The sequence below is a fragment of the Pseudomonas sp. Marseille-Q5117 genome, assembly GCF_946901175.1.
GTDB classification, from domain to species: Bacteria; Pseudomonadota; Gammaproteobacteria; order Pseudomonadales; family Pseudomonadaceae; genus Aquipseudomonas; species Aquipseudomonas iranensis.
In genome coordinates, this window is record NZ_CAMPPP010000002.1 from 447,501 (window position 1) to 468,813 (window position 21,313).

Sequence of the window (21,313 nt, forward strand, 5' to 3'; positions counted from 1 at the left end):
TGAGCGTTCGCCGCAGCCTCTTCACCATGGAAACGCGCAACGATCTCTTCAGCGAGTTTGATTTTGATGTCACGCGGATTCGCCCCAGCTTCAACGTCAGCCCGGAAGGCGTTGATCTCATCCATCGAACGGAAGCTGAGCAACTCGAAGTAACGCCACATCAGCGCATCCGGGATGGAAACCAGCTTGCTGTACATAACGCCTGGTGCTTCCTGAATACCGACATAGTTGCCCAGCGACTTGGACATCTTCTTCACGCCATCCAGACCTTCCAGCAATGGCATGGTCAGAATGCACTGGGCTTCCTGGCCATAACCACGCTGCAACTCACGCCCCATCAGCAAGTTGAATTTCTGATCGGTACCGCCCAGCTCGACATCGGCGCGCAGCGCGACCGAGTCATAACCCTGAACCAGCGGATAGAGGAACTCGTGAATAGCGATTGGCTGATTAGTGGTGTAGCGCTTGTCGAAGTCATCGCGCTCAAGCATGCGAGCGACGGTATATTGCGAAGTCAGGCGAATGAAATCCGCCGGCCCCATCTTGTCCATCCAGGTGGAGTTGAAGGCAACTTCGGTTTTCGCCGGATCAAGGATTTTGAAAACCTGAGTCTTGTAGGTCTCGGCATTTTCCAGAACCTGCTCACGCGTCAGTGGCGGACGCGTGGCGCTCTTGCCACTCGGATCACCGATCATCCCGGTGAAGTCACCTATAAGGAAGATCACCTGGTGCCCCAGTTCCTGGAACTGACGCAGCTTATTAATAAGCACGGTATGCCCAAGATGCAGATCCGGAGCGGTAGGGTCGAAACCAGCCTTGATACGCAGCGGTTGGCCGCGCTTGAGCTTCTCGACCAGCTCGGACTCGACCAATAGTTCTTCCGCACCACGTTTAATCAGCGCTAGCTGCTCTTCAACCGACTTCATAACAGACCCGCAAGGCTCAGATTCAAAGGGAACCAACCATACAAGAACGCGCACCAATTACAAGTTTTGCCCGGCGCACGGACACCAATCCACAGACCCGAGGTCTGTAGACTTGCTTCAGCGATGATTTGGTTATATTTTATACAGTTATTTCATCTTCATCATGTCATTCATCTTTTCCAATTCATCTATTTCAAAGTCAAAAATTACCTATGACCACAGCACCGTCTAAAGCGCCCCCGCTTTACCCGAAGACCCACCTGCTCGCCGCAAGTGGAATCGCCGCCCTTCTCAGCCTGGCGCTGCTGGTATTTCCCTCCAGCGATGTTGAAGCCAAAAAGACGACTCTGAGTCTTGAACTGGAAAGTCCAGCTGAACAACTGACACAAGATCAAGACGCTGCTGATGCGACTCAAGCCACAAACGAGCCGGTAGCTTCGCCGTTCGCACAAATCGAAAACAGCGACGAAAACGCCGCGCAAACCGCTGAAACCGCGCCGGCACCTGTAGCGCCTGCTGAGAAACCAAAAGAGCCTGGGCACCGTGAGGTCGTGGTTTCCAAAGGCGATACGCTGTCTACCCTGTTTGAAAAAGTCGGTCTGCCTGCGGCCTCCGTGCACGAAGTACTGGCAAGCGACAAGCAAGCCAAGCAGTTCAGCCAACTCAAGCGCGGCCAGAAACTCGAATTCGAACTCAGCCCGGAAGGCCAGTTGACCAGCCTGCACAGCAAGGTCAGCGACATTGAAACCATTACTCTGACCAAGAACGATAAGGGCTATACGTTCAATCGGGTCACCGCCAAGCCAACCGTTCGCACTGCCTACGTCCACGGTGTCATCAACAGCTCACTGTCGCAGTCCGCAGCCCGCGCCGGCCTTTCTCACAGCATGACCATGGATATGGCCAGCGTCTTTGGCTACGACATCGATTTCGCGCAGGACATTCGTCAGGGTGATGAGTTCGATGTGATCTACGAGCAGAAAGTCATCAACGGCAAGGCTGTCGGCACCGGCCCGATCCTGTCGGCGCGCTTCACCAACCGCGGGAAGACTTACACCGCTGTTCGCTACACCAACAAACAAGGCAACAGCAGCTATTACACTGCCGATGGCAACAGCATGCGCAAGGCCTTCATCCGTACGCCGGTTGACTTCGCCCGCATCAGCTCGAAGTTCTCCATGGGCCGCAAACACCCGATCCTCAACAAGATCCGCGCGCACAAAGGTGTCGACTATGCAGCGCCGCGAGGCACGCCGATCAAGGCTGCCGGTGACGGCAAAGTGTTGCTGGCCGGTCGTCGTGGTGGTTACGGCAACACTGTGATCATTCAGCACGGCAACACTTACCGTACGCTCTATGGCCATATGCAGGGCTTTGCCAAAGGCGTGAAAACCGGTGGCAGCGTCAAGCAAGGTCAAGTCATTGGCTATATCGGTACAACCGGCCTTTCCACCGGCCCGCATTTGCACTATGAGTTCCAGGTCAACGGCGTTCACGTCGATCCGCTGGGCCAGAAGCTGCCGATGGCCGATCCGATCGCCAAGTCCGAACGCGCGCGCTTCCTCGCGCAGAGCCAGCCGTTGATGGCGCGCATGGATCAAGAGAAGGCCACCATGCTGGCTTCGAGCAAGCGCTAAGCCATGGCCCTGTATATCGGTGTGATGTCCGGAACCAGTCTCGACGGGCTGGACATCGCCCTGATCGAACAGACCTCGGCGATCAAACTGATCGCCACCCACTACCTGCCAATGCCTGAACCCCTGCGCGCCGAGCTGCTTGGCTTGTGCGCCAGCGGCCCCGACGAGATCGCCCGTTCGGCGATTGCCCAGCAACATTGGGTCGAACTTGCCGCCTCGGGCATTCACAGCCTCCTCGCGCAACAACAACTCAAGCCCGATGCCATCCGTGCCATCGGGAGCCACGGTCAGACCATTCGCCATGAGCCGGCGCGCGGGTTTACCGTGCAGATCGGTAATCCAGCCCTGCTGACTGAGTTGACCGGTATTACCGTCGTCAGCGATTTCCGCAGTCGCGATGTCGCAGCGGGTGGCCAAGGTGCGCCTCTGGTGCCAGCCTTTCACGAAGCGTTGTTTGAAGAGCGTACTGGTAACCAGGCAGTCTTGAATGTCGGCGGATTCAGCAATCTCAGCCTGATTGAGCCGAACAAACCTGTAGCCGGTTTCGACTGCGGGCCGGGGAATGTTCTGATGGACGCCTGGATTAACCGGCAACGGGGCGAGAACTATGACCGGGACGGCAAATGGGCTGCGACCGGCAAGGTTGAACCAACCCTGCTCAAGGCACTGCTCAGCGACCCGTTCTTCGTGACCAAAGGCCCGAAGAGTACCGGCCGGGAAGTCTTCAATCTGCCATGGCTGGAACAGCATCTATCGCGTCTGCCGACTTTCGCAGCCGAAGACGTTCAGGCCACGCTGCTCGAACTGACGGCGCTGACCATCGTCGAGTCGCTACAAGGCGCTCAATCGGACACTCAGGAATTGCTGGTTTGTGGCGGCGGCGCGCACAACACGACGCTGATGAGACGTCTGGCGGATCTGCTGCCAAATACCCAAGTCGCCAGCACCGCAACTCACGGCGTTGACCCTGACTGGGTAGAAGCCATGGCCTTCGCCTGGCTTGCGCACTGCTGCCTCGAAGGCATCGCCGCCAATCGACCAAGCGTCACCGGCGCTCGCGGCCTGCGCGTACTCGGCGCCATCTACCCGGCCTAAACTTCAGATACAAAAACGCCGCGGAACCGAAAGGCTCTGCGGCGTTTTGTTGTGTGCGGTGAAGCGCGATCAGATCGAGAACGACGACCCGCAACCACAAGTCGTGGTGGCATTCGGGTTCTTGATCACGAAGCGCGAACCTTCCAGACCTTCCTGATAATCCACCTCGGCACCGGCCAGGTACTGGAAGCTCATCGGATCGACCACCAGGCTCACGCCTTCGCGCTCGACGATGGTGTCGTCATCGGCCACGTCTTCATCGAAGGTGAAACCGTATTGAAACCCTGAACAACCGCCGCCCGTAACAAATACGCGCAGCTTCAAGCGATCATTCCCCTCTTCATCGACCAGGCTCTTCACCTTGTGCGCAGCACCTTGAGTGAATTGCAAAGCCGTGGGGGTGAAGGATTCGACGCTCATGCTGACTATCTCCCGGCGTTACGCCGCCATAATGCGTGATGACGCGCATTATCCGCTTGTCCTAGAAAATTGGTCAACTATTAGAGGAGCAGCGGCAAGCTTCAAGCGGTGAGCTTCAAGCTTGCCTCTGATCTCTTGTAGCTTGTGGCTTGAAGCTCGTAGCTGCTTTTAAGGCAGCATGCCGGCGTGGGACAGGCCGAAGCGCTCGTCCAGTCCGAAAAGAATGTTCATGTTCTGCACCGCCTGGCCCGAGGCGCCCTTGACCAGATTGTCGATCACCGAGAGCACGACCACCAGATCGCCATCCTGTGGACGATGCACGGCGATGCGACATACGTTGGCGCCGCGCACGCTACGGGTTTCCGGGTGGCTGCCGGCTGGCATGACATCGACGAACGGTTCGTTGGCATAGCGCTTTTCGAACAGTGCCTGCAGATCAACCGAGCGATCCGCTACTGTCGCGTAGAGCGTGGAGTGAATACCGCGAATCATCGGCGTCAGGTGCGGGACGAAGGTCAGGCCGACGTCCTTGCCCGCCGCGCGACGCAGGCCCTGGCGAATTTCCGGCAGATGACGATGACCTTTTACCGCATAGGCCTTCATGCTTTCCGACGTCTCGGAGTACAAAGAACCTACAGCCGCACCACGCCCGGCACCACTGACACCGGATTTGCAGTCGGCGATCAAACGCGATGCGTCGGCCAGACCTGCTTCCAGCAATGGCAGGAAACCCAATTGCGTTGCGGTCGGATAGCAACCCGGCACCGCGATCAGGCGCGCTTTCCTGATCTGCTCGCGATTGACTTCCGGCAGACCATAGACCGCTTCGTCCAGCAATTGCGGTGCGCCGTGTGGCTGGCCGTACCACTTGGCCCATTCATCAGCATCTTGCAGACGGAAGTCGGCGGACAGGTCGATGACCTTGGTGCCCGCCGCCAGCAGCTCGCCTGCCAAGGCGTGAGCCACACCGTGCGGCGTGGCGAAAAACACAACATCGCAGGCGCCAAGGGTTTTCACGTCCGGCACGCTGAACGCCAGCCCGTCATAGTGACCGCGCAGGTTCGGGTACATGTCAGCCACGGCCAGACCGGCCTCGGATCGGGAAGTGATGACGACCACTTCTGCCTGCGGATGCTGTGCCAACAGACGCAGCAGTTCGACACCGGTGTAACCCGTGCCGCCGACGATACCGACCTTGACCATAAACCTGCCCTCAACGAACCCACTGGAAAGCCGTCGATAATAGGGGCCGCGCGCGCCTGCGACAACCGCCAAGGTGACGCGCGGACGCTCAAGCCTCTACTATCTGGCTACCGTGAATGAGGAATAACCAAAAATGCTCTATCTATGGCTCAAAGCGTTTCACATTGTCAGCGTCGTCTGCTGGTTTGCCGGGCTGTTTTACTTGCCGCGCCTGTTCGTTTACCACGCGCAAAGCACCGACTCGATCAGCCAGGAACGCTTCAGCGTCATGGAGCGCAAGCTGTATCGCGGCATCATGGGCCCGGCGATGATCGCCACGCTGATCTTCGGTGGCTGGCTGATCTACCTTAATCCATCAATCTTCAGCCAGGGCGGCTGGATTCACGCAAAACTGACTCTGGTCGTATTGCTGATCGGCTACCACCACATGTGCGGCGCGCAGGTAAAACGCTTTGCCCGTGGCGAAAACACCCGCAGCCATGTCTTTTATCGCTGGTTCAATGAAGTGCCGGTTCTGATATTGCTGGCTATCGTAATTCTGGTCGTGGTCAAGCCGTTCTAACTTCAACCAATACAGGTCCTTGGGGGGTTCACAATGTCGCTGCCCGCTTTGCTCGAACAACGTCTGCGTCTGCCCGTAGTAGCAGCGCCGATGTTCCTGATCTCCAATCCGGAACTGGTGCTCGCCTGCTGCCGCAACGGCGTGGTCGGCAGCTTTCCGGCTCTGAACCAACGCGAAAGCAGTGGGTTCAAGGCCTGGCTGGAACAGATCGAAGCGGGCCTGGCGGCGCTCGATAATCCGGCTCCTTATGCGGTGAACCTGATTGTTCACCACAGCAACCCGCGTCTGCAGGCGGATCTGGACATCTGCGTCGAGCACCAGGTGCCGATCGTGATCACCAGCCTCGGCGCGGTGAAGGAACTGGTCGACGCGGTGCACAGCTACGGCGGTCTGGTGTTTCACGACGTGACCACGCGGCGCCATGCCGAGAAAGCCGCTGAAGCCGGTGTCGACGGGCTGATTGCCGTCGCGGCCGGCGCCGGCGGGCATGCCGGCACCTGGAGTCCGTTTGCGCTGATTGCCGAGATCCGTGAGTTTTTCGACAAGACGCTGTTGCTTGCAGGATGTCTGAACCACGGCCATGAGATTCTCGCCGCGCAGCTGCTCGGTGCGGATTTGGCCTACTTCGGTACGCGATTTATCGGCACAACAGAAAGTCACGCGCCTGACGCCTACAAAGACATGCTGCTGACAGCCAAGGCTGCCGACATCATTCATACTCCAGCGGTGTCGGGAGTGCCGGCCAGTTTCATGCGCCAGAGCCTGGAGGCGGCCGGTTTCGACATGGCGGCACTGCAAGGCAAGGGCGAGGTCAATTTCGGCGACAAGCTAAAGCCGATCAACGATGAAGCCAAAGCCTGGAAGACCGTGTGGTCGGCGGGTCAGGGTGTTGGCCAGATTGGCGATCTGCCAAGCGTGGATCAGTTGATCGCGCGGCTCGACGCTGAATATCGTCAGGCCCAAGCGCGCGCTGCACAGTTGCCACAACGCTGGCCGCGCTGAAAAACATATCTGGCCAGTCCTGATCAGACTGGCTGCCAAATGAATCGCGACAAGGATGCCTCGGCCATGAGCGACACCCGTTACAAGATCGTCTTCGACGGCGCGCTGCAGCCCGGCGTCGACCTCACCACCGCCAAACTGAATCTGGCGGATCTGTTCAAAAGCGATGTGGCCGCCATCGAGCGCCTGTTCAATGGCCGCACCGTCGCCCTCAAACGTGATTTGTCTCACAGCGATGCGCAGACGTATCTGCAGGCGTTGAACAAAACCGGGATCGATGCGCGGATCGAAGCGGAAACAGCCATCGAGCTGAATCTCGCGGACGTACACGATAACCCTGCTGCGGTGGTGGAACCGGACTCGCCTTACGCACCGCCGCGCGCCAATGTCGGTGAAGCTCTGCCGCCATTCGCCACGCTCAAGCCATTCAGCGTCGAAGGCCGGATCGGTCGCCTGCGTTTTCTGGCCTGGACCATGTTCTTGAGTCTGGTGACCCTGCCCATCGTCGGCGTGTTTGCCTTGATTGCGTTGGGCCTGGTCAGCGGCGACTCGACTACCGGCCTGATCCTCGGCGGCATTCTGGCGGTCTTCCTGTTCATTGGCTTCATGATCGTCAGCATTCTGTTCAGCGTTCAGCGCCTGCACGATATCGGCTGGTCGGGCTGGCTGTGGTTGTTGAATCTGGTGCCGTTCGTGGGCAGTTTCTTCCCGCTGGTGATCATGGTTGTGCCCGGCAATACCGGCGCCAACCGCTATGGGCCGCCGCCGCCACCGAACAGCACGGCGGTCAAAGTGCTGTGCTCGTTGTGGATCGTATTCTTCGCACTGATTTTTGCCGGCGGCCTGCTTGGCGGCTTCTCGGCTGTGCAGGAAGAATATGAAAGCAATCTGGAGAGCAGCTATGACAGCGGCTCGGTGACCACCGACGAAGTTGAGGTTGTCGAGCCGCCAGCGATTTCCGCCGACGAGGCAGCCGAACCGGCGCAGGCCCCTGTAGACTCTGCGCAAGAATGAACAGCGCTCCCTGCCGCGACAACCGCGTCGCCGGCGCGGAGCTGTTGCGATGGAGAACTGCATGACCCGTTACGCTCTGATCACCGGTGCTTCCAGCGGTATCGGCCTGGCCATGGCCGAAGCACTGGCCCGGCGCGGCCGCAGCCTGATTCTGGTGGCACGACAGCGTGATCAGCTGGAAAGTATCGCCATCGAGCTGACCCAGCGTTTCGATGTCGAAGTATTGTTTCGCGCCTGCGACCTCGGCGAACCGTTGCGCCTGTCGGGCTTTTTGCTGGAACTGGAAGAAGGCGACCGGCAGATCGATCTGCTGGTCAATTGCGCAGGCATCGGCACTTGCGGGCCGTTCCTGGCGCAAGACTGGATGACCGAGCAGGACCTCATCGAGGTCAATATCCTCGCTCTCACCCGCCTCTGCCATGCGCTGGGTAACAGCATGGCGCTGCTGGGTGGCGGGCAGATTCTCAACGTCGCGTCGGTCGCCGCCTACAGTCCTGGCCCGTGGATGAGCACGTACTACGCCAGCAAAGCGTATGTGCTGCATTTTTCCGAAGCCTTGCGCGTGGAGCTCAAACAAAGCGGCGTGAAAGTTTCGGTGCTGTGCCCCGGCCCGACGCGGACACCGTTCTTCCGAACCGCACAGATGAGTAGCGAAAAGATCGAAAGCAGCCACTCGCTCATGAGTGCGGAAGAAGTGGCACTGCATGCCGTACGCGCACTGGATAAAAACCGCGCCATCATCATTCCGGGACGACGCAACCGCTGGCTGGCCTTTTTGCCGCGACTGGGTTCGCGCTGGCTTAACCGGACGATTGTCGGCATGGTCAACAAAGCTTACTGCCCCCGCTAGGAAGACGACTTCGAAGCGGTACACTCGATTCAGCCCAACTCAACGGAGAAACAGCAGTGGATACTCTGTTCACCAAGATCATCAACCGGGAAATCCCGGCCAATATCATTTACGAGGACGACCAGGTTCTGGCCTTCCACGACATCGCCCCACAGGCTCCGGTGCACTTTCTGGTAATCCCGAAAAAACCGGTGCGCACGCTCAACGACCTGACCGAAGACGACAAGGCGCTGGCCGGGCACATCCTGTTCACCGCGCAGCGTCTGGCACTGGAACTGGGTTGCGAAGAAGGCTTCCGCGTGGTGATGAACTGCAATGAACTTGGCGGGCAGACTGTCTATCACATCCATATGCACGTGCTGGGGCAGCGCCAGATGAACTGGCCGCCGGGCTGATTGGCGACAACCAACTGTGGGAGCGAGCCTGCTCGCGAAGGCGCCGATACATCCGACACTTCAGTAGCCGATAATCCGCTTTCGCGAGCAGGCTCGCTCCCACAAAAAAGCCTGACCGCCCAGCAAGTGACCCAGCGCAAACCCTCGCCGGCCGATTCGGTTAAACTGGCCGCCGAGATTCTTCCCGGAGGTCAGCATGACTACCCAACGTCACTACTCGCCCATAGACCGTTTGCTGCTGCAAGCCGATGCCGCGATGCGCACTCTGTTGCCCTTCAGTGGCCAGCCGTACCGCCCGTCGCCAGCGATTCTGCAGCCGGATACGCAGATGAGCGATGAAGACACCCGCCATGTCGCCGGGCTGATGCGCATCAACCATACCGGCGAAGTCTGCGCCCAGGCGCTGTATCAGGGACAGGCGCTGACCGCCAAGTTGCCGCAGGTACGCGCAGCCATGGAGCACGCGGCTGAAGAAGAGATCGATCATCTGGTCTGGTGTGAACAGCGCATCCATCAGCTGGGTAGCCATACCAGCGTGCTGAATCCACTGTTTTATGGCATGTCGTTCGGTATCGGCGCGGTGGCCGGGCTGATCAGCGACAAGGTCAGCCTTGGTTTCGTTGCGGCGACCGAGCATCAGGTCTGCAAACACTTGAACGAGCATCTCGAGCAGTTGCCGGCCGAGGACGAAAAATCCCGGGCGATTCTCGAACAGATGCGCATCGATGAAGAACACCATGCGGAAAGCGCGTTGGATGCGGGCGGATTTCGTTTTCCGGCGCCGGTGAAGTTCGGCATGAGTTTGTTGGCGAAGGTGATGACCAAGAGTACTTATCGGATCTGAGATCTGTGTCGGTGCTGATGACCTCTTCGCGAGCAGGCTCGCTCCCACAGGGTTTTGGGTGAGGCATGAAAAAGGCGACCAGGAGGTCGCCTTTTTTGTGTCCGGGAATCTTAGGCCGGCATGTTGCGCGCGTAGAAGATTTCCAGCATTTCGTGTTTCACACGGTCGGTCACCTGGGCACGCTGCTCGGGCGAGAGGTTGCTGGTGGCGTCGCCGAACAGGTAGTTATCCAGTTCGAAGTTCTTCAGCAGCATTTTGGTGTGGAACAGGTTTTCCTGGTACACGTTCACGTCGGTCATCTGGTACGCGTCGCGGGTGTCTTCGGAGAGGTAGTTCTGGATCGAGTTGATCTCGTGGTCGATGAAGTGCTTGTTGCCTTCAACGTCACGGGTGAAGCCGCGCACACGGTAATCCACGGTCACGATGTCCGAATCGAACTGGTGAATGAGGAAGTTGAGCGCTTTGAGCGGTGAAATGACACCACAGGTCGACACGTCGATATCCACACGGAAGGTCGCAATACCGTCGTCCGGATGGATTTCCGGATAGGTGTGCACCGTGATGTGGCTCTTGTCGAGGTGGGCCAGAATGATTTCGGGCAACGGGCCCGGCGATTCTTCGATCTGGCTGTCAGTCGGGGTCACCGGCTCTTCCGAAATCAGAATCGTGACGCTGGCGCCCTGGGGTTCATAGTCCTGACTGGCGATGTTCAGGATGTTGGCACCAATGATCTCGACAACTTCTGTGAGAATCTGCGTCAGGCGTTTCGCGTTGTACTCTTGATTGATGTACTCGACGTAAGCCTGCTGGTCTTGCGGGGTCTCCGCGTAGCAGATGTCATAGATGTTGAAGCTCAAGGTCTTTGTCAGGTTATTGAACCCGTGGAGCTTGAGTTTGCTTTTCACCGTTAAAAACTCTCTATGTATGCGGCGCGGCCGCGTGATCAAGCATGCCCGTCAAGTGCGAACAACGCACCTGCGTAGGACGGTTAACACCTCTTCGCGATGGCGATTTTGGTTATCTGTTCAGGCGGATGACCTGTCGGCTGACCGATCACTGCCCTGAAAAAAGTGGCGCATTATGCAGACGTCAGCGGGGGATCGCCAGAGTCTGCACTGCTTTTATGATAGTTGAATGTCGGTTCAGCCGAGTTCGACGATTTCATAGTCGTGGGTAATTGCCACGCCAGCCGCGCCGAGCATGATCGACGCCGAGCAATACTTCTCGGCCGACAGCTCGATGGCGCGCTTGACCTGGGCTTCTTTCAGGCCCCGGCCCTTGACCACGAAGTGCATGTGGATCTTGGTAAAGACCTTGGGATCTTCAGTCGCACGCTCGGCATCGAGGAAGGCTTCACAGCTTTCTACAGCCTGACGCGACTTCTTCAGGATGCTGACCACATCGAAGTTGCTGCAACCGCCGACACCCAGCAAGAGCATTTCCATCGGGCGTACCCCGAGGTTACGGCCACCGGCGTCCGGCGGGCCGTCCATCACCACGACATGACCGCTACCGGATTCGCCGAGGAACATGGCTTCGCCAGCCCATTGGATGCGTGCCTTCATCGCCCAGACTCCACTGTAAAAAAAGGGTCGCCAGCTTAGCACAGCACTTTGTCCCGACAGGAACGACGTCCTAGGACGGATGCTTTCTGGCTGTAGGTAATTTCTCGAATTTACGACGAAGTGTCTGGTAAGCTGGCGCCAATTCGCTGGCGCCAATTCGTCAGCTCTGTAGCGACCGCCTTCAGCGCCTCATAAAAACTCAAACATCACCGTGCAGTCTTTTCGGGATACAACCATGGTTGCTATTACCCCCACACCCAAAATCAAGAACATCGACAAGCTGTTGATGCATTGCCAGCGCCGGCGTCATGCGGCCAAAAGCAACATCATCTGCGCCGGCGATCGCTCGGACACGCTGTACTTCATCATCAAGGGTTCGGTCACCATCCTCATCGAAGACGACGATGGTCGCGAGATGATCATCGCTTACCTCAACGCCGGGGATTTCTTCGGCGAACTGGGTCTGTTTGAGCAAGCAGGTCAGGAGCAGGAACGCAGCGCCTGGGTGCGGGCGAAGGTCGAATGCGAAACCGCGGAAATCAGTTACGCCAAGTTCCGCGAACTGTCGCAGCAGGATCCAGACATTCTCTACGCGCTCAGCGGACAAATCGCACAACGCCTGCGCAACACCACGCGCAAAGTCGGCGACCTGGCGTTTTTCGACGTCACCGGCCGCGTCGCCCGCTGCCTGCTGGAGCTGTGCAAACAGCCGGACGCCATGACCCATCCGGACGGCATGCAGATCAAAGTCACCCGTCAGGAGATCGGCCGGATTGTCGGTTGTTCACGGGAGATGGTCGGCCGCGTGCTCAAGGATCTGGAAGAACGCAATCTGGTCGACGTGAAGGGCAAGACCATGGTGGTCTTCGGTACGCGCTAAGCTCGTAAATCAGGCACTGTAAATCTGCGCCAGCATCAAACGAAACAATTCATCGAGACGCGCCAACGCCTGTGGCGCGTTGAATTTCTCATGCAGGGCAATGTGGCTTTGCGCCCTCACCCGCTGCTCCAGACCGCAGGCTTCGTTGAAGCGATTGACCGCGGCAACCATCGATTCGCGCTCGTCATCCATCAGCATCGCACCGTGCACCAGCCCCACCGGACGCTGGCCGCCCTGACTCTGGCGCCAGCGCTGGGCGGTGCCGACCATCTTGCGACCGTCGAGATTGACGTTGAAACGGCCGTCGCAGAATGCGCCGTCGATTTCCCCGACTGACGACGTGCCACCCAACTCATCCAGCAACTGACAGATCGGATCGCACAGGCGGCGATAGCCGGTTTCGATGCGATTCAAGTCGCCTTCACTGCGAGGCGGGGCATACACCAAGGCAATGTTGATGGTTGCAGCGGATTGCGGGACGGGCTCGCCACCGGTTTCGCGCAGCAGCACCGGCCAGCCAGCGGCAGCGGAGACTTCGCAGGCGTGGTCGAATTGCGCGAGACGGTTAAGGCGGCGCGGCATGACCAGCGCGCGGTCGGTGGGTTGCCAGAACAGCAGGCCGAATTCAGCGTCGCCGGCGCAGACCGAGGCCAGCAAGTCCTGTTCGGCTTGCAGGCCGGATTCGATGGTCAGGGGGGTTGGCAGCGACATAACAGGCTCCGGCAACATGGAAATCTTTAGCGGTTTCGATGGTCCCTTCGCGAGCAGGCTCGCTCCCACACTGGAATGCAATCCTCTGTGGGGGCGAGCCTGCTCGCGAATGAGGTCGACTCGGTCAGTCAAGGGTCGAACCGCTTACGACTGGACCGCCACGCTCCGGGAAGAACAGGCGCTGCAATTCCATGCCCGGATTTTCCGCACGCATGAACGCTTCGCCGACCAGGAACGAATACACGTCGCTGATTTCCATCAGCTCGACGTCGGCCCGATTGAGGATGCCGCTTTCGGTGATCACCAGGCGATCGCGCGGGATGCGCGGCAACAGGTCGAGGGTGGTTTCCAGGCTGACATCAAAAGTATGCAGGTTGCGGTTGTTGACCCCGACCAGCGGCGTGTCGAGGGTTTTCAACGCGCGCTCAAGTTCGTCACCGTCGTGCACTTCCACCAAGACGTCGAGACCGACGCCTTTGGCCACGGCAGCCAGCTCGGCCATTTTCACGTCGTCCAGCGCGGAGACAATCAACAGCACGCAATCGGCGCCCAGCGCGCGGGCTTCAACGATCTGGTACGGATCGATCATGAAGTCCTTGCGGATCACCGGCAATTTGCAGGCGGCGCGCGCCTGTTGCAGGTAGGCATCGGCACCCTGGAAGTAATCGATGTCGGTCAGCACCGACAGACAGGTCGCCCCGCCCTTCTCGTAGCTCTTGGCGATGTCGGCCGGCACGAAGTCTTCGCGGATCACGCCTTTGCTTGGCGAAGCCTTCTTGATTTCGGCAATCACGGCCGGTTGTTTCTTCTTCGCTTGCGCCAGCAAAGCCTGGGCAAAACCACGGGGTGCATCGGCCGCCTTGGCCAGACTTTCCAGCTCGCTCAGGCTGACCCGGGCGCTGCGCTCGGCGACTTCCTCAACCTTGCGCGCCAGAATGTTTTCCAGAACCGTCGGTACACTCATCCTTCATTCTCCACTTTGAATACCGCGGTAAAGGCACCCAGCTCCTCGAGCTTTTCCCGAGCGAGGCCGGTGTGCAGCGCGTCGTGCGCCAGCTCCACACCCTGTTTCAGACTGCTTGCCAGGTCGGCGGCGTACAGCGCCGCACCGGCATTGAGCACAATCATCTCGGCAGCTTTCTGACCGTTTTCGGTCTTGCGCTTGCCGAGGGCATCGCGGATCAGCGCCAGCGATGCTTCCGGGCCTTCGACCGACAGACCGTGCAGGCTCTGGCTCTTCATGCCGAGGTCTTCCGGTTCGACCCAATACTCAGTGATTTCGTTGTTCTTCAGCTCGGCAACAAAGGTCGGCGCGGCGAGGCTGAATTCGTCCAGGCCGTCCTTCGAATGCACGACCAGCACGTGTTTGCTGCCCAGTCGCTGCAAGACTTCGGCCAGTGGCCGGCATAGCGTCTGGGTGAATACGCCGACGACCTGATGCTTCACACCGGCCGGATTCGTAAGCGGGCCAAGCATGTTGAACAGCGTGCGCAGGCCGAGTTCGCGGCGCGGGCCGGCGGCGTACTTCATCGCTTTGTGATGGGTCTGGGCGAACATGAAACCGATGCCGACGTTGTCGATGCAGCGCGCGACTTGGACCGGAGTCAGGTTCAGGTAGATGCCGGCAGCTTCCAGCAGATCGGCGCTGCCACTTTTGCCGGACACCGCACGGTTGCCGTGCTTGGCCACGGTGCAACCGGCCGCTGCGACAACAAAGGAAGATGCGGTCGATACGTTGAAGATGTTCGCACCGTCACCGCCGGTGCCGACCACATCGACGACGCCGTCGAGGGTTTTCAGCTCGACCTGATCGGCCAGCTCACGCATCACCGACACCGCGCCGACGATCTCGTCGATGCTCTCGCTCTTCATGCGCATGGCCATCATGAACGCGCCGATCTGCGCTTCGGTGCACTGGCCGGTCATGATCTCGCGCATCACATCGCGCATTTCATCGGTGCTGAGGTCGAGGTGTTCGACGATACGGCTGAGGGCTGTCTTGATATTCATGGGAAGTCCTTAGCGCGTGCCGCCGGTTTGTTTGAGGAAATTGGCAAACAGTTCATGACCCTGCTCGGTGAGGATCGACTCGGGGTGGAACTGTACGCCCTCGATGTTCAGGGTCTTGTGACGCAGGCCCATGATCTCGTCGACCGAGCCGTCATCGTGCTGAGTCCACGCGGTCAGCTCAAGGCAATCGGGCAGGCTGTCGTGCTTGACGATCAGCGAGTGATAGCGCGTAACAGTGAGCGGATGATTGAGACCGGCGAACACGCCCTTGTCCTCGTGGAATACCGGGCTAGTCTTACCGTGCATGACTTGGCGGGCACGCACCACATCACCGCCGAAAGCCTGGCCGATGGACTGGTGGCCGAGGCAGACGCCGAGGATCGGCAGTTTGCCGGCGAAGTGCTTGATCGCATCAATGGAAACGCCCGCCTCGGTGGGCGTGCACGGCCCGGGGGAAACCACGATGCGCTCGGGATTCAGCGCTTCGATTTCGGCGATGGTCAGTTCGTCGTTGCGCACCACTTTGACCTCGGCACCCAGCTCGCCGAGGTATTGCACAACGTTGTAGGTAAAGGAGTCGTAGTTGTCGATCATCAGCAACATGGCGTTTCGAACCTCTTGAATTCTGACTTGATGACAGCCTTCAGATAACTTGCCCGCAGGGCGCTGCGCGATGTCGGACGCGCACAGGGCGCCAGCACAGCGGCATTTCAAACAGACAAGGAAGGCAAAGCGATACAGATCCGGCGGAGCCGGCAGAGAAGATTCAGGCGCGCCAACGCCAGCGGGCGTGTGCCTTGATGACTTGATCCAGAAGTTTGCTGGTGATCAACACGGGGAAGGTCTCGTTCATACGTTCCGGCACAGTAACTTAGCTGGGCGGAGCACGCAATATGGCGGGGCCTGCGCGTTATAAAACGGCAGAGGGATTCACGACCGATGGCAAAACGCCGAACGTTTTTGGTACTGTCGTTTCGTTCACCTACAACAATAAATAAACGGACTTGCTCATGATCAGACAGACGTTGTTTGTACCGCTGGCCAGCTGCTTGCTCGCACTCGCCTGCGCCCAGGCCAATGCGGCGCCCAATCCTTATTCCAGTTTCATCGTCTTCGGCGACAGCCTCAACGATGCCGGCACCTTCGCCGACACCGGCGGCCCGGCGGGCTCCACCGAGCGTTACACCAACCGTACCGGGCCGGTGTATCAGGATGGCAGCGGCGAAGTTTTTTCATTGAATTCCACCCAGTTGCTTGGCGGCCGCCTGGGCTTTTCGCCCGACCAGACAGCCTCTTCCAGCTCCGCAGTGCGCGCGGAAAACGGCCAGCCCGACGGCAACAACTGGGCGGTCGGTGGTTATCGCACCGACCAGATTCTCGACTCGATCACCACCCAATCGGCCACCGGCGAACGCACCCGCGCCGGATACCTGCCGTCGAACGGCTTCCGCGCCGACCCGAATGCGCTGTATTACATTTCCGGTGGCGGCAACGATTTCCTCCAGGGCCGCATTCTCAGCCTGCCCCAGGCCAACGCCGCAGCCGATCGACTGGCCGATAGCGTGCAAACCCTGCAGACCGCCGGCGCCAAATACGTGATGGTCTGGCTGCTGCCCGACGTGGGCCTGACACCTGCTCTGAACGGCACGCCGCTGCAAGCGTTCAGCAGCACCCTCGCCAACCAGTTCAACAGTCAGTTGGTGACGCGCCTGCAAGGCATCAACGCCGAAGTCATTCCGTTGAACATTCCGGCGCTGCTCTCGGAAGTCTTCGCCGACCCGGGGCGCTTCGGTCTGGCTACCGACCAGAACCTCACCGCGACCTGCTTCAGTGGCAATAGCTGCACGGAAAACGCCCGCTACGGGATCAACAGCGCCACGCCGGATCCGACCAAGTTGATCTACAACGATGGCGTACACCCGACCGAATCCGGGCAGAAACTGATCGCCGATTACGCCTATTCGTTGCTGGCAGCGCCATGGGAATTGAGCCTGCTGCCGGAAATGGCCCATGGCACGGTGCGCGCGCATCAGGATGAATTGCGCAACCAATGGCAGGCGGACTGGGAGAACTGGCAAGCGGTCGGCCAATGGCGTGCGATTGTCTCGGCCGGCGGACAGCATCTGGATGTCGACAGCCAAAGCAGCGGCGCCAGCGCCGATGGCAGCGGTTACAACCTCAACGTCGGCGGCAGCTATCGTCTCAATGAGGCTTGGCGCGTGGGCGTGGCGGCCGGTTTGTACCGGCAGAATCTCGAGGCCGGGCACAACGACTCCGATTACAAACTCAACAGCTACATGGCCACCGCGTTCGCCCAGTTCCAGCAGAACCGCTGGTGGGCCGACGCGGCGCTGACCGGCGGCAAACTCGACTACGACAACCTCAAGCGCAAGTTCGACCTCGGCGCCAGCGAGGGCGCGGAGAAAGGCGATACCGACGGCAGCCTGTGGGCGTTCAGCACGCGCCTGGGCTATGACATTGCGCAACCAGGCAGCCAATGGCATCTGTCGCCGTTTGTCAGCGCCGATTACGCCAGTGTCGACGTCGACGGTTACTCGGAAAAGAGCAACCGCGCCACCGCGCTGACCTTCGATGACCAGAGCCGCGATTCGAAGCGCTTGGGCCTGGGGATTCAAGGCAAGTACAACTTCACCGCGCAAACACAGGTGTATGGCGAATACGCCCACGAGCGTGAGTACGAAGATGACGTGCAGAAGGTCAACATCGCCCTCAATACCCTGCCGGCCAATGACTTCACCCTTGAAGGCTACACACCGGCTAGTCACCTGAACCGCTTGAGCCTGGGCGTCAGTCACAAGCTGACGGCTGATCTGGCGCTGCGTGGGGGTTATACATTCCGCAAGGATGATGACTTCAAGCAGCAGGGCCTGAATGTCGGAGTTGTGCTGGATTTCTGAGTCGTAGATGCAAAAAAGCGGCGCCTGTCAGGGCGCCGCTTTTTTTATGCCTCAACACAAAACCCAATATGGGAGCGAGCCTGCTCGCGAAGAGGTGAGTCAGCATCAACGGTGACTGACTCACCTCTTCGCGAGCAGGCTCGCTCCCACATGGGAAATTGCGTGGATCAGGCGTCAGGGGTCTGCTCGGCCAACGCCACGGCGCGGAACATCGCGCGGCGTTTGTTCAGGGTTTCTTCCCATTCCAGCGCCGGCACCGAGTCGGCGACGATGCCGCCGCCGGCCTGCACGTGCAGCTCGCCGTTCTTGATCACCGCCGTGCGAATGGCAATGGCGGTGTCCATGTTGCCGTTCCAGGCGAAGTAACCGACCGCGCCGCCGTACACACCGCGCTTGACCGGCTCCAGCTCGTCGATGATTTCCATCGCGCGAATCTTCGGCGCGCCGGACAAAGTACCCGCCGGCAGAATCGCCCGCAGTGCGTCCATCGCGGTCAGGCCCGACTTCAACTGGCCGGTGACGTTGGAGACGATGTGCATTACGTTGGAATAACGCTCGATGACCATTTTCTCGGTGAGCTTCACCGAGCCGATTTCCGAAACGCGCCCGGTATCGTTGCGGCCCAGATCGATCAGCATCAAGTGCTCGGCGATCTCCTTGTCATCCGAAAGCAGATCCTGCTCCAGCGCCACGTCGGCTTCTTCGGTGGCACCGCGTGGGCGCGTGCCGGCGATCGGGCGTACGGTGATCAGGTTGTCTTCGACCCGCACCAGCACTTCCGGCGAACTGCCGACGACGTGGAAATCGCCGAAGTTGAAGAAGTACATGTACGGCGTCGGGTTGAAGCACCGCAGGGCACGGTACAGATCGATCGGCGCAGCCTTGAAGTCGATCGACATGCGCTGCGACGGCACCACCTGCATGCAGTCGCCGGCGAGGATGTATTCCTTGATGGTGTCGACGGCTTTTTCGTAATCGTCCTGAGTGAAACTGGAACGAAACACCGGATCGGCCGATTGCTGTTTGCTGAAATCCAGGCCACGACGCGGGGTGATCGGCTGACGCAGTTGCTCGAGCAGTTTTTGCAACCGCGCCTGGCCTTGCTCGAAGGCATCGGACTGGGCCGGGTCGGCGAGGACGATCGCATGCATCTTGCCAGCCAGATTGTCGAACACCACTACGGCGTCGGAAACCATCAGCAGAATGTCCGGCACGCCCAGCGGATCCGGGTTCGGGCATTTGCCCAGACGCTTCTCGACATAGCGCACACAGTCGTAACCGAAGTAACCGACCAGACCACCGTTGAAGCGCGGCAGGCCGGCGATGGTCGGCACGTTGTAGCGCGCTTTGAAGGTTTCGACGAACGCCAGCGGGTCTTCAACCTCCTGGCTTTCGGTCTCGACGCCATCGACGGTGATGCTGACGTGATGGTCGTGGACTCGCAGCACGGTGCGGCACGGCAGGCCGATGATCGAATAACGGCCCCATTTCTCGCCGCCCTGTACCGATTCGAGCAGGTAGGAGTTGGGCTGGTCGGCCAGTTTCAGATAAATCGACAGCGGCGTGTCGAAGTCAGCCAGGGTTTCGCAGGCCAACGGGATGCGGTTATAGCCGTCAGCGGCCAGACGCAGGAATTCTTCGCGATTCATAAGGTGCCTCGTGGTGTGAGGTGCAATCAGTCAGGTATGCAAACGCGCCGGCACGGCCGGCCAGAATCAGTCAGGCGCGCCAACGCCAGCGGGCCAGGGCCTTGATGACTTTCATCCAGAGTTTGCGGGTGACCACCACGATGGCGTTTCCAGAAGGGGGTTGAACAGCGTCGGGCAACGTTATCCCACCGGCCAGATCCAGGCAACCGGGAATTAGTTTGCGCAAATCGTCGATCACCAGTGCCGGGGATTCCTCGGCAATCGGCCGGCCATGGTTGTAGCCATAACTCAGCGCGACACACTTGACCCCCGCTGCTTTCGCCGCCTGCACATCGCTGCGCGAGTCGCCGACGAACAACGATTGCGAGGCCGGAATGTTGGCCATTTTCATCACGAAAAACAGCGCCGCCGGGTCAGGCTTCTTCTGCGGCAGGGTATCGCCGCCGATGATCCACTTGAAGTAGCGGCCGATCTTCATCTGATCGAGCAGCGGCGCGACGAAGCGCTCGGGCTTGTTGGTGATCAGCGCCATGGCCACGCCTTGCTTGTGCAGCCACTTGAGCGTGTCGCGCACACCGGGATAGACCACGGTCAGCTCATGGCTGGCGCCGTAAGCCTCCATGAAAATCTCCAGTGCGCGCTCGGCTTCAGCGTCGTCCACTGCCGAGTCATCGATACCACCCGCCAAGGCCCGACGCACCAGCACCGGCGCGCCATTGCCGACCCATTCGCGCACCGCTTCGATACCTGCCGGCGGACGGCCGAGGGAGAGCAGCATGGTGTCCACCGCCGCTGCCAGGTCGGGAACCGAATCGATCAGCGTGCCATCCAGATCGAACATCACCAACCGTGGCAGCTGCCCCGGGAACAACTGCTCAAAACCGCTCATGGGCGTGCCAGTGCCAGTTCGGAACGCATCTTGTCGATGACTTCCTGATAGTTCGGCGCGTTGAAAATGGCCGAGCCGGCGACGAAGGTGTCAGCACCAGCAGCGGCAATTTCGCGGATATTGTTGACGTTGACGCCGCCGTCGATTTCCAGGCGGATGTCGCGGCCCGAGGCGTCGATGATCGCCCGCGCTTCACGCAGTTTGTCGAGGGTGCCGGGAATGAACTTCTGCCCGCCGAAGCCCGGGTTGACGCTCATCAGCAGGACCATGTCGACCTTGTCGATCACGTACTTGAGCACGTCCAGCGGAGTCGCCGGATTGAACACCAGACCGGACTTGCACCCGCCTTCGCGGATCAGTTGCAGCGAGCGATCGACGTGCAAAGTGGCTTCCGGGTGGAAGGTGATGTAGGTCGCGCCGGCTTCGATGAAGTCGCCGACGATGCGGTCCACCGGGCTGACCATCAGGTGCGCGTCGATCGGCGCGGTGACGCCGTACTTGCGCAGTGCCGCGCAGACCATCGGGCCGATCGTCAGGTTCGGTACGTAGTGGTTGTCCATGACATCGAAGTGGACGAAGTCGGCGCCGGCGGCGAGAACGTTGTCCACTTCCTCGCCGAGGCGGGCGAAGTCGGCGGAGAGGATCGACGGAGCAATTACGAAGGGCTGCATGACGCACCTGTGCTGAGCTAAATCACGATGGCGCGCATTGTATACCTCAAGTTTCCACGCGCGCACCGGGAC

The 21,313-nt window shown here is 59.6% G+C and carries 22 protein-coding genes (1 of these 22 running past the window's edge); 10 read left to right on the plus strand and 12 right to left on the minus strand.

Annotated features, from left to right (window positions below; translation table 11 throughout):
* Positions 1-926, minus strand: partial view of a tyrosine--tRNA ligase gene (gene tyrS, locus OC605_RS05265; RefSeq protein WP_016772931.1) — the 5' portion only. It extends 274 nt beyond the left edge of the window; only the first 926 of its 1,200 coding nucleotides appear in the window; it begins with the start codon at positions 924-926; the stop codon falls past the left edge of the window.
* A gap of 212 nt (positions 927-1,138) precedes the next feature.
* On the opposite strand from tyrS, the gene OC605_RS05270 reads away from it, so the two are divergent.
* The gene (locus OC605_RS05270; protein WP_186568876.1) at positions 1,139-2,563 is read left to right on the plus strand and encodes a peptidoglycan DD-metalloendopeptidase family protein; all 1,425 of its coding nucleotides are present in this window, start codon (positions 1,139-1,141) and stop codon (positions 2,561-2,563) included.
* Positions 2,564-2,566: 3 nt separating this feature from the next.
* A complete protein-coding gene (locus OC605_RS05275; RefSeq protein WP_262136439.1) occupies positions 2,567-3,658 on the plus strand; it encodes an anhydro-N-acetylmuramic acid kinase in 1,092 nt (363 codons plus the stop codon).
* Between the two features lie 69 nt (positions 3,659-3,727).
* Here the strand turns inward: OC605_RS05275 and erpA are convergent, their stop codons facing one another.
* Both erpA and argC read right to left on the minus strand, forming a co-directional pair.
* A complete protein-coding gene (gene erpA, locus OC605_RS05280) occupies positions 3,728-4,078 on the minus strand; it encodes an iron-sulfur cluster insertion protein ErpA (protein ID WP_007918905.1) in 351 nt (116 codons plus the stop codon).
* A gap of 168 nt (positions 4,079-4,246) precedes the next feature.
* Positions 4,247-5,281 (minus strand): N-acetyl-gamma-glutamyl-phosphate reductase, encoded by a 1,035-nt coding sequence (argC, locus tag OC605_RS05285; protein WP_110603588.1) that lies wholly within the window; start codon positions 5,279-5,281, stop codon positions 4,247-4,249.
* 133 nt (positions 5,282-5,414) lie between these two features.
* Between argC and hemJ the strand changes: the two genes are divergently transcribed.
* From hemJ to coq7, 6 genes are all read left to right on the plus strand, one after another.
* A complete protein-coding gene (gene hemJ, locus OC605_RS05290) occupies positions 5,415-5,843 on the plus strand; it encodes a protoporphyrinogen oxidase HemJ (protein WP_186568878.1) in 429 nt (142 codons plus the stop codon).
* 33 nt (positions 5,844-5,876) lie between these two features.
* Positions 5,877-6,845 (plus strand): NAD(P)H-dependent flavin oxidoreductase, encoded by a 969-nt coding sequence (locus OC605_RS05295; protein ID WP_262136440.1) that lies wholly within the window; start codon positions 5,877-5,879, stop codon positions 6,843-6,845.
* A 66-nt stretch (positions 6,846-6,911) separates the two neighbouring features.
* On the plus strand, positions 6,912-7,859 hold the full coding sequence (locus tag OC605_RS05300; RefSeq protein ID WP_262136441.1) for a DUF805 domain-containing protein: 948 nt from the start codon (positions 6,912-6,914) through the stop codon (positions 7,857-7,859).
* Positions 7,860-7,920: 61 nt separating this feature from the next.
* Positions 7,921-8,709, plus strand: coding sequence for an SDR family NAD(P)-dependent oxidoreductase (locus OC605_RS05305; RefSeq protein WP_133336122.1), 789 nt, complete (start codon positions 7,921-7,923; stop codon positions 8,707-8,709).
* Between the two features lie 56 nt (positions 8,710-8,765).
* On the plus strand, positions 8,766-9,104 hold the full coding sequence (locus OC605_RS05310; RefSeq protein ID WP_016772924.1) for a histidine triad nucleotide-binding protein: 339 nt from the start codon (positions 8,766-8,768) through the stop codon (positions 9,102-9,104).
* Positions 9,105-9,300: 196 nt separating this feature from the next.
* Positions 9,301-9,948 carry a 2-polyprenyl-3-methyl-6-methoxy-1,4-benzoquinone monooxygenase gene (coq7, locus tag OC605_RS05315; protein WP_041476678.1) on the plus strand — a complete coding sequence of 216 codons (648 nt, stop codon included), beginning with the start codon at positions 9,301-9,303 and terminating at the stop codon, positions 9,946-9,948.
* 110 nt (positions 9,949-10,058) lie between these two features.
* On the opposite strand, the gene speD is transcribed toward coq7, so the two are convergent.
* Both speD and OC605_RS05325 read right to left on the minus strand, forming a co-directional pair.
* A complete protein-coding gene (gene speD, locus OC605_RS05320) occupies positions 10,059-10,853 on the minus strand; it encodes an adenosylmethionine decarboxylase (RefSeq protein ID WP_090286802.1) in 795 nt (264 codons plus the stop codon).
* 237 nt (positions 10,854-11,090) lie between these two features.
* Positions 11,091-11,513: an OsmC family protein gene (locus tag OC605_RS05325; protein ID WP_016772921.1), complete on the minus strand. Its 423-nt coding sequence runs from the start codon at positions 11,511-11,513 to the stop codon at positions 11,091-11,093.
* A gap of 235 nt (positions 11,514-11,748) precedes the next feature.
* On the opposite strand from OC605_RS05325, the gene crp reads away from it, so the two are divergent.
* Positions 11,749-12,393, plus strand: coding sequence for a cAMP-activated global transcriptional regulator CRP (gene crp, locus OC605_RS05330; RefSeq protein ID WP_016772920.1), 645 nt, complete (start codon positions 11,749-11,751; stop codon positions 12,391-12,393).
* A 9-nt stretch (positions 12,394-12,402) separates the two neighbouring features.
* On the opposite strand, the gene OC605_RS05335 is transcribed toward crp, so the two are convergent.
* The 4 genes from OC605_RS05335 to OC605_RS05350 form a co-directional block, all read right to left on the minus strand.
* Complete coding sequence (locus OC605_RS05335) at positions 12,403-13,104, minus strand: biotin/lipoate A/B protein ligase family protein (RefSeq protein ID WP_262136442.1); 702 nt, start codon at positions 13,102-13,104, stop codon at positions 12,403-12,405.
* 124 nt (positions 13,105-13,228) lie between these two features.
* Entirely contained in the window at positions 13,229-14,068 is an 840-nt protein-coding gene (gene trpC / locus OC605_RS05340; protein WP_262136443.1) for an indole-3-glycerol phosphate synthase TrpC, read from the minus strand.
* Positions 14,065-15,114 carry an anthranilate phosphoribosyltransferase gene (gene trpD, locus OC605_RS05345; protein ID WP_016772917.1) on the minus strand — a complete coding sequence of 350 codons (1,050 nt, stop codon included), beginning with the start codon at positions 15,112-15,114 and terminating at the stop codon, positions 14,065-14,067. The genes trpC and trpD overlap by 4 nt, the downstream gene beginning before the upstream one ends.
* 9 nt (positions 15,115-15,123) lie before the next feature.
* Entirely contained in the window at positions 15,124-15,717 is a 594-nt protein-coding gene (locus tag OC605_RS05350; protein ID WP_041476683.1) for an aminodeoxychorismate/anthranilate synthase component II, read from the minus strand.
* Positions 15,718-16,124: 407 nt separating this feature from the next.
* On the opposite strand from OC605_RS05350, the gene estP reads away from it, so the two are divergent.
* The gene (estP, locus tag OC605_RS05355) at positions 16,125-18,032 is read left to right on the plus strand and encodes an esterase EstP (protein ID WP_262136444.1); all 1,908 of its coding nucleotides are present in this window, start codon (positions 16,125-16,127) and stop codon (positions 18,030-18,032) included.
* Between the two features lie 167 nt (positions 18,033-18,199).
* Here the strand turns inward: estP and trpE are convergent, their stop codons facing one another.
* The 3 genes from trpE to rpe form a co-directional block, all read right to left on the minus strand.
* Positions 18,200-19,681, minus strand: coding sequence for an anthranilate synthase component I (gene trpE, locus OC605_RS05360; protein ID WP_262136445.1), 1,482 nt, complete (start codon positions 19,679-19,681; stop codon positions 18,200-18,202).
* Between the two features lie 70 nt (positions 19,682-19,751).
* Positions 19,752-20,570: a phosphoglycolate phosphatase gene (locus OC605_RS05365; RefSeq protein ID WP_122612452.1), complete on the minus strand. Its 819-nt coding sequence runs from the start codon at positions 20,568-20,570 to the stop codon at positions 19,752-19,754.
* The gene (rpe, locus tag OC605_RS05370) at positions 20,567-21,241 is read right to left on the minus strand and encodes a ribulose-phosphate 3-epimerase (protein WP_007918813.1); all 675 of its coding nucleotides are present in this window, start codon (positions 21,239-21,241) and stop codon (positions 20,567-20,569) included. The genes OC605_RS05365 and rpe overlap by 4 nt, the downstream gene beginning before the upstream one ends.
* Between the last annotated feature and the right edge of the window lie 72 nt (positions 21,242-21,313).

Excerpts from the sequence above, each read along its gene's own strand:
- hemJ (WP_186568878.1), top strand. The coding sequence starts at position 5,415 with ATGCTCTATCTATGGCTCAAAGCGTTTCACATTGTCAGCGTCGTCTGC.
- estP (WP_262136444.1), top strand. The coding sequence starts at position 16,125 with ATGATCAGACAGACGTTGTTTGTACCGCTGGCCAGCTGCTTGCTCGCA.
- trpD (WP_016772917.1), bottom strand. The coding sequence starts at position 15,114 with ATGAATATCAAGACAGCCCTCAGCCGTATCGTCGAACACCTCGACCTC.
- OC605_RS05365 (WP_122612452.1), bottom strand. The coding sequence starts at position 20,570 with ATGAGCGGTTTTGAGCAGTTGTTCCCGGGGCAGCTGCCACGGTTGGTG.
- trpC (WP_262136443.1), bottom strand. The coding sequence starts at position 14,068 with ATGAGTGTACCGACGGTTCTGGAAAACATTCTGGCGCGCAAGGTTGAG.
- rpe (WP_007918813.1), bottom strand. The coding sequence starts at position 21,241 with ATGCAGCCCTTCGTAATTGCTCCGTCGATCCTCTCCGCCGACTTCGCC.
- OC605_RS05335 (WP_262136442.1), bottom strand. The coding sequence starts at position 13,104 with ATGTCGCTGCCAACCCCCCTGACCATCGAATCCGGCCTGCAAGCCGAA.
- crp (WP_016772920.1), top strand. The coding sequence starts at position 11,749 with ATGGTTGCTATTACCCCCACACCCAAAATCAAGAACATCGACAAGCTG.
- argC (WP_110603588.1), bottom strand. The coding sequence starts at position 5,281 with ATGGTCAAGGTCGGTATCGTCGGCGGCACGGGTTACACCGGTGTCGAA.
- OC605_RS05305 (WP_133336122.1), top strand. The coding sequence starts at position 7,921 with ATGACCCGTTACGCTCTGATCACCGGTGCTTCCAGCGGTATCGGCCTG.
- OC605_RS05325 (WP_016772921.1), bottom strand. The coding sequence starts at position 11,513 with ATGAAGGCACGCATCCAATGGGCTGGCGAAGCCATGTTCCTCGGCGAA.
- OC605_RS05270 (WP_186568876.1), top strand. The coding sequence starts at position 1,139 with ATGACCACAGCACCGTCTAAAGCGCCCCCGCTTTACCCGAAGACCCAC.
- OC605_RS05295 (WP_262136440.1), top strand. The coding sequence starts at position 5,877 with ATGTCGCTGCCCGCTTTGCTCGAACAACGTCTGCGTCTGCCCGTAGTA.
- erpA (WP_007918905.1), bottom strand. The coding sequence starts at position 4,078 with ATGAGCGTCGAATCCTTCACCCCCACGGCTTTGCAATTCACTCAAGGT.
- OC605_RS05350 (WP_041476683.1), bottom strand. The coding sequence starts at position 15,717 with ATGTTGCTGATGATCGACAACTACGACTCCTTTACCTACAACGTTGTG.
- OC605_RS05275 (WP_262136439.1), top strand. The coding sequence starts at position 2,567 with ATGGCCCTGTATATCGGTGTGATGTCCGGAACCAGTCTCGACGGGCTG.
- trpE (WP_262136445.1), bottom strand. The coding sequence starts at position 19,681 with ATGAATCGCGAAGAATTCCTGCGTCTGGCCGCTGACGGCTATAACCGC.
- coq7 (WP_041476678.1), top strand. The coding sequence starts at position 9,301 with ATGACTACCCAACGTCACTACTCGCCCATAGACCGTTTGCTGCTGCAA.
- OC605_RS05300 (WP_262136441.1), top strand. The coding sequence starts at position 6,912 with ATGAGCGACACCCGTTACAAGATCGTCTTCGACGGCGCGCTGCAGCCC.